Here is a 1,412-nt window from a genome sequence, read left to right as displayed (position 1 = left end):
GCGGACGTGCGGCGCCTGTTCGTCGAACGCGGCGACCGGATCGCCGCGCTGATCGTCGAGCCGCTCGTGCAGTGCGCGGCCGGCATGGCGATGCACGATCCGTCGTACGTGCGCGGGCTGCGCGCGCTGTGCGACGAATTCGGCGTGCACCTGATCGCCGACGAGATCGCGGTCGGCTGCGGCCGCACCGGCACCTTCTTCGCGTGCGAGCAGGCCGGTGTCTGGCCCGATTTCCTGTGCCTGTCGAAAGGCATCAGCGGCGGCTACCTGCCGCTGTCGCTCGTGCTCACGCGCGACGACGTGTTCGCCGCGTTCTACGACGACGACACGACGCGCGGCTTCCTGCACTCGCATTCGTACACGGGCAACCCGCTCGCGTGCCGCGCGGCGGTCGCGACGCTCGACCTGTTCGAGCGCGACGACGTGCTCGCGGCCAATGCGCACAAGTCGGCGACGCTGCACGCTGCGCTCGCGCCGCTCGAAGCACACCCGCAGGTACGCCACCTGCGCGAGCGCGGCACGCTGTTCGCATTCGACGTCGCGCTCGACGGCGACGCGGCGCGCGGCTTCTCGCGTCGCTTCTTCGAACGCGCGCTGGAACGCGAGCTGCTGCTGCGTCCGATCGGCACGACCGTGTACCTGATGCCGCCGTACGTGATGAGCGACGACGACATCGCGTGGCTCGCGCAAAGCACGCGCGACACGCTCGATGCAACGCTGGAGGAACTCGCCCAATGAGCCTGCTCGATACCCTGCAACGCGGCCTTGCCGATCTCGACGCGCAAGGGCTGCGCCGCGTGCGCCGCACCGCCGACACCGCATGCGATGCGCACATGACCGTCGACGGTCGCGAAATCGTCGGCTTCGCGAGCAACGACTATCTCGGCCTCGCCGCGCATCCGGCGCTCGTCGCCGCGTTCGCCGAAGGCGCGCAGCGCTACGGCTCCGGCAGCGGCGGCTCGCACCTGCTCGGCGGCCATTCGCGTGCGCACGCGACGCTCGAAGAAGAACTCGCGGCCTTCTCGGGCGGCTTCTCCGACGCACCGCGCGCGCTGTACTTCAGCACCGGCTACATGGCGAACCTCGCCGCGATGACGGCGCTCACCGGCAAGGGCGCGACGATCTTTTCCGACGCGCTGAACCACGCGTCGCTGATCGACGGCATGCGACTGTCGCGCGCGAACGTCCAGGTCTATCCGCATGCGGACACGGCCACGCTCGCCGCGTTGCTCGACGCATCGGATGCCGAAACGAAGCTGATCGTCAGCGACACCGTGTTCAGCATGGACGGCGATCTCGCGCCGCTCGCCGAACTCGTCGCGCTGGCCGAACGCCATGGCGCATGGCTGGTCGTCGACGACGCGCACGGCTTCGGCGTGCTCGGCCCGCAGGGCCGCGGCGCGCTCGCGGCA

At 70.2% G+C, this 1,412-nt stretch carries 2 protein-coding genes; both read left to right on the top strand.

Translation table 11 applies throughout. The features are described from left to right. A partial coding sequence (locus G3N99_RS40035; RefSeq protein ID WP_206125171.1) for an aminotransferase class III-fold pyridoxal phosphate-dependent enzyme occupies window positions 1-738 on the top strand: 738 nt, incomplete at its 5' end. Continuing rightward, a partial coding sequence (locus G3N99_RS40030) for an aminotransferase class I/II-fold pyridoxal phosphate-dependent enzyme (RefSeq protein ID WP_206125170.1) occupies window positions 735-1,412 on the top strand: 678 nt, incomplete at its 3' end. The genes G3N99_RS40035 and G3N99_RS40030, both read left to right, overlap by 4 nt.

Origin of the sequence: Burkholderia sp. Ac-20392, from assembly GCF_017104585.1 — a bacterium.
Classification (GTDB): Bacteria; Pseudomonadota; Gammaproteobacteria; order Burkholderiales; family Burkholderiaceae; genus Burkholderia; species Burkholderia lata.
This window is presented reverse-complemented; position numbering and strand designations above follow the sequence as displayed.